Here is a 4,698-nt window from a genome sequence, read left to right as displayed (position 1 = left end):
CGGGCGCGCCCCCGGCTTCAGCAGCAGGACGACGCCCGCGTTCCGCCCCCGGTCGCCGGCGCCGCCGCGCGCGCCCACCCGCCACTGCCTCCCAATGTCGCGCGCGACGTCGCTCGCCGGGCGGCCCCCGAGGTCACGCATCGTCACCACGACGATCTCACCGCCGGACTTCTCCCGCACCTCGGCGACCGTCCGCTCCATCGCGGCGGCCGCCGGGCGCTCGATCACGCGCGCGAAGTCGTTGACGAACCCTATGGGGGCGGGGATCTGGAGCTCTAGGGCGAGCACAACGGCCAGCGTGCGCATGGGCGGCAATATACCCGGCGCGCGCCGCGGACGACGGCGCCCCGGGCACAGGCCGGAGCGCGGTCCCCGCCCCGCGCACGGCACCACCATCCGCGAAACAACGCAGCGCGGCCGGCCATCGGAGCTGTCCGAAGGCCGGCCGCGGGGCCGCGGGCGCCGCCCGCTAGCTCACTTGCCCGTCTTGACGACCGACGGGAGCGATGAGGTAAAGACGATCGACGGACTCGGGCTCGTCGGGTTGCTACCCTTGGGCTCGAGCGTCACGAGGTAATTCTCGAACGCGCCGAACGGGCACGCGCCGCGCGCCGGGTTCGCCGCATCGCACTGGCGATTCGGATCCAGCCCCATGCTCGCCGCGAAGTTCCGGAAGTTCGCCGAACGGATCACCGGCGGCACGTCCTGAACCACCGGGTCCGGGATCGACGCATCCGCGTCCACGAGAAGCGCCCGCCCCGGGAACGGTGCCCGGAGCGTATCCACCGACACGTAGACGGTGTCGGTGCCGTTCCCGTCCGGCCCGTTGACGTCCTGCAGCCAAGCCTGGTAGTAGTAGCCGACCGGGGGCCGCGGCAGATCGTTCAAGTCCACCGACACCTCGTCGCCGCGGTAGCCACCGAAACCGCGGCCCGCGGCGGTGAACACCCGGGTCGCGACGTTGGCCAGGTCGAGCCGACCCCACGCTACCACCGGAGCCGCGTCGAAGTAGTCGTCATCCCTGAAGGTGGCCGTGCCCTTCTGGTCGGCGAACCGCAGCCACAGCGCCGTGTTCGAGGAGGGCGCCGCCGCCGGGCCGCCGGGCTCGAGGGTGATCAGCAGGTGGGTGTAGTCGCGCAGGTTCACACCCGAGGCCGCCGCGAACACCTTGAACCTCCACGTCACGTGCGAGGCCTGGGGCATCGCGAAGCCGCCGAACGACGAGACATTCTCGGTCGAATCCAGCACCGTCGTATTCAGGACCAGCACCGGCGCGTCGGTGACCGTGTCGATCTGCGTGGCGACCAGGCGGCCCACCGCCGGCACTGGCGCGGCGCCGGTAGCGGGGTTGACCAGCCACGCCTGGTACACGCCGGCGGCACCGAGCTCCTTGAGCCCCCGGAGCGAGATCGTGACGCTGTCCACGCTCGCGTCGCCGCCGGGCGTGGCGATCCTCTGCCGGGTGGTCAGCACGTTGCTCGCGGTACAGTTGTTGGCCACGGCGCGGCACGGGAACGGCGCGAACGCGTTGTTCACCGGGTTGGCGGTGACGTAGTCCAGGTCCTGGCCGATCTGACCGCGCAGCGTCGTGCCGGTGGTCGCGCCCGAGGCGGTCACGTACACCACGATGTAGTTGTACTGCGGCAGGCCGAAGGTCAGCCCCGTGCTGGGAGCGATCGGCGTGCGATTGAGGCTCACCACTTGGTTGGCACGGTAGTACAGGCTTCCGGTGTCGTTGATGCAGCGCGTGAGGACGCCGGACGCGCCGGCCGCGGTCGAGGTGAACGTGCCCAGGATCAGCGGGTTCGCCGTGGCGGAGGAGACCGCGGCGGCGGCGGCCGTGCAGCCGCCCGTCAGGGACGGGCTCGCCACGCTGGTGGCCGGAAGCACGAACAGCGAGTCGCGGGTCGTGAAGTTGGAGCCGGTCATGAGCGCCGCTACCTGGTCGAGCGTGTCCGTCGCCGTGGAGCCCGTCTTGAGCCCGTACCGGAACAGCGCGACCGTGTACCCCGTGCTGGCCGCGAGGCCGGTCAAGCTGATGGTGGAGCGCCACATGCCGCCGGTCGCCAAGACTTCCGGACCCTCCAGCGTCAGCGTGGCCGCGTTTACCGCGACCGTGGGAGCGACCATCGTTGGCGCTCGTCCGTCAACCGCCAGGCGCCGCATCGTCGTGACCAGGTTCCAGCTGGTCGTCCCGCGCAGCCGGACCGCCAGATCGCCCTGCCGCCCGAAGGCGTCCGCAAGGCTGGCGTCCAGCGTCAGGAACGTCAGGAAGACGGCGTCCGCTCCGCCCGAGCGCGGGACGCCGCGCGACAGGCTGGTGAGCCGGAAGTTGTAGCTCGGTGGGCCGAACGGCTGGTTCTCGGTCGTGTGCTCCCCTTGGCACGCGGCGAGCGCGATCAGCGACCCGAATGCCAGAACGCGAACCCCCCGCGTCGTCATCACGATTCTCCTCTCCGCGGGGCTCACTGGCTGCCCGGGACGAAGGTGAAGCCGAACGCGATCTGCACGTTGTTCAGCTTGCACGTGGCACGATAGCAGCGGTCGTCGGGCACCGGTGAGACATCCGGGAACCGCAGCGGGTTGAACCGCGATTTCACCGTGTTGACCTCGTTGAGGTCGTACCCGGTGTAGATGAAGTCGCGGACCTCGAGGCGGAGCCCGCTGCTGCCGCCGAGTCGCAGGTTGATGCCGCCTCCCAGGGTCACCAGGGTGTGGGAGATCTGGCGCGCCCCCGCGGCCGACTGCGGATCGACGTACATGCGGTACGCTCCCGCGCCGCCCGTCAGGTACGGGCTGATGCTGCCGCTCCCGAGGGTGACGACCCCCATCAGCTGATACTGGAAGATCGTGATGGGATACGTCGCCTGGAAGACGAACGTGGTGTCCCCGAACGTGAACTCCGCGGGGTGGTACCGGCCGTCGGTCTGGGGCCGGCTGAAGTCGGCGGAGAACCCGATGCCCAGGTTGCGGGTCAGGAAGTACACGCCGTCCACGCCGACGAGACCCGATGCCTTGAGCCCGGACTGCTCGGCGAAGCTCAGCCGGCCGAGCCGGGGCCCGATCTGGAAGCGGTGGGGCACGACCTGTGCCTCCGCCGCGGCGACGGTCACCAGCGCCAGCGCGCCGGCGAGCCCGAGGAAAGTCCTGCGCATTGCTCCTCCCAGTCTGCGCGCGCGCGGCACTAGTTGCCGCCCAGTTCGAACGAGAATACCTGCACCGCGCCGAGGTCGGTGAACGAGGTGTGGGCGTAGTCGAACGTCAGGTGCCGCCCGAGCATGGGAACCCGCAGGCCGCCGCCGAACGACAGCCCGTGGCTGCCCTCGCGGAACTCGGTGTGCGCCTCGTTGAGCCACCGCTTGCCGGCGCGCAGGAAGACGACGTTGCGGTACGTATACTCACCCGCCAGGGCGATCTGGAGATCGGTGTCCACGCCGTCGGAGAGCTCCAGCACCGTCCGCAGGTTCTGGCCCGGGGTGGCCGAGAGCAACGCGTCCGAGGTCCCCATCAGCTGGGAGATCACGCTGAAGCGAAACGCGGTCGGCAGGTTGGCCGGCGTCGTCTTGAACTGCACCGGGAGGGCGAACGGGAACACGTTGGTGTTGTTGATCCGGCGCTCGATCAGCGTCCCTTCGGCGTTGGCCGCCGGCCCGACGTTGGTCAGTGCCGCCCCGATCTGCAGGCCGTACAGTCCGGTGTTGAACTGGGTGCCCACGTCCAGCGCCCACCAATTCGTCCGGGCGTCGTTCATGCCTTCGCCGATGATCTTGGCGCCCGCGCCCACCGCCAGGCGGTCGGTGAGGCGGCGGCCGTAGTGCAGTCCCACCGCAGTGCTCTGCCAGGCGAAGACTCGCCCGGTGGTGGGGTCGCCGCCGTCCGGATCGTCCTCGGTGGTCCGGGGGATGTCCCCCGAGTCGAACTGGATGTACGAGAGGCCGAGGCCGCCGCCCGCGAACGGCAGGACGACGCCCGCGAACGTGTGCGTGATGTCCAGCCCCTCGTACAGTGCCGTGCGCGTGAAGGCGAAGTCCACGCCGGCGCTGCTGCCGAGGCCCGCCGGGTTCCAGTACATCGCCGTCGCACCCGAGGCGAGGCCGGTATACGCGTTGGCCATCGCCTGGCTGCGCGCTCCGACGCCGATCAGCAGGAAGTTCGCACCGCGGGTGCCGACGCGGCTGGCCGGTTCCGACGGTGACGGGACGATCGGCGTCCCTTGCGTTTGGGCTACGGCCTGTCCCGTGGCGGTCGCCAGCGCGACCACGCCCATCAGTGTGCTCAGTCGCATGGTCGTGTCCTCAGTTGGTCCGGCTGCGGATGACGACGAACTTGCCGCGCGCCTGTCTCCGGCCGCCGACGTCGGTGTTCAGCACCCAGATGTACATTCCCGTCGCCAGGTCCGTGCCCTCGCGCGTCCTCAGGTTGTAGTGCAGGTCGCCGTTGGAGCCGAGGTCCGCGGTGGTCCACGAGAGTAGCTGGATGAACTGCCCGGACACGCTGTAGATGCGCAACGATCCGCGCGGCGGCAGGTGGGTGAAGACCACCCGCGATTCGTCGATGGACGTCTGGAACGTGGAAAACGCCACGAACGGGTTGGGAACGACCCGAATCGAATCGAGCTGGGATCGGGTAACCGCCGTGATGCCCGTCCCTGAGACGCCCGCGGTCACCACGCCGGTGTAATCCGAATAGCGGTTCAAG

At 69.8% G+C, this 4,698-nt stretch carries 5 protein-coding genes; all 5 read right to left on the bottom strand.

Features of this window, described 5'->3' with window-relative positions; genetic code table 11:
* On the bottom strand, positions 1–306 hold a 306-nt coding region (locus Q8Q85_13085; GenBank protein MDP3775190.1), incomplete at its 3' end, for a TPM domain-containing protein.
* A gap of 168 nt (positions 307–474) precedes the next feature.
* Positions 475–2,442, bottom strand: a complete 1,968-nt coding sequence (locus tag Q8Q85_13080) for a hypothetical protein (GenBank protein MDP3775189.1) — start codon at positions 2,440–2,442, stop codon at positions 475–477.
* Between the two features lie 23 nt (positions 2,443–2,465).
* Complete coding sequence (locus Q8Q85_13075) at positions 2,466–3,155, bottom strand: outer membrane beta-barrel protein (GenBank protein MDP3775188.1); 690 nt, start codon at positions 3,153–3,155, stop codon at positions 2,466–2,468.
* A gap of 29 nt (positions 3,156–3,184) precedes the next feature.
* The gene (locus Q8Q85_13070; protein MDP3775187.1) at positions 3,185–4,285 is read right to left on the bottom strand and encodes a PorV/PorQ family protein; all 1,101 of its coding nucleotides are present in this window, start codon (positions 4,283–4,285) and stop codon (positions 3,185–3,187) included.
* Positions 4,286–4,295: 10 nt separating this feature from the next.
* A partial coding sequence (locus Q8Q85_13065; protein ID MDP3775186.1) for a hypothetical protein occupies positions 4,296–4,698 on the bottom strand: 403 nt, incomplete at its 5' end.

It is taken from the genome of Gemmatimonadales bacterium, assembly GCA_030697825.1.
In the GTDB taxonomy this organism is placed as follows: Bacteria; Gemmatimonadota; Gemmatimonadetes; order Gemmatimonadales; family JACORV01; genus JACORV01.
The sequence above is the reverse complement of the archived record's forward strand: the minus strand, read 5'-3'. Positions and strand labels throughout refer to the sequence as shown.

Excerpts from the sequence above, each read along its gene's own strand:
- Q8Q85_13075 (MDP3775188.1), bottom strand. The coding sequence starts at position 3,155 with ATGCGCAGGACTTTCCTCGGGCTCGCCGGCGCGCTGGCGCTGGTGACC.
- Q8Q85_13080 (MDP3775189.1), bottom strand. The coding sequence starts at position 2,442 with ATGACGACGCGGGGGGTTCGCGTTCTGGCATTCGGGTCGCTGATCGCG.
- Q8Q85_13070 (MDP3775187.1), bottom strand. The coding sequence starts at position 4,285 with ATGCGACTGAGCACACTGATGGGCGTGGTCGCGCTGGCGACCGCCACG.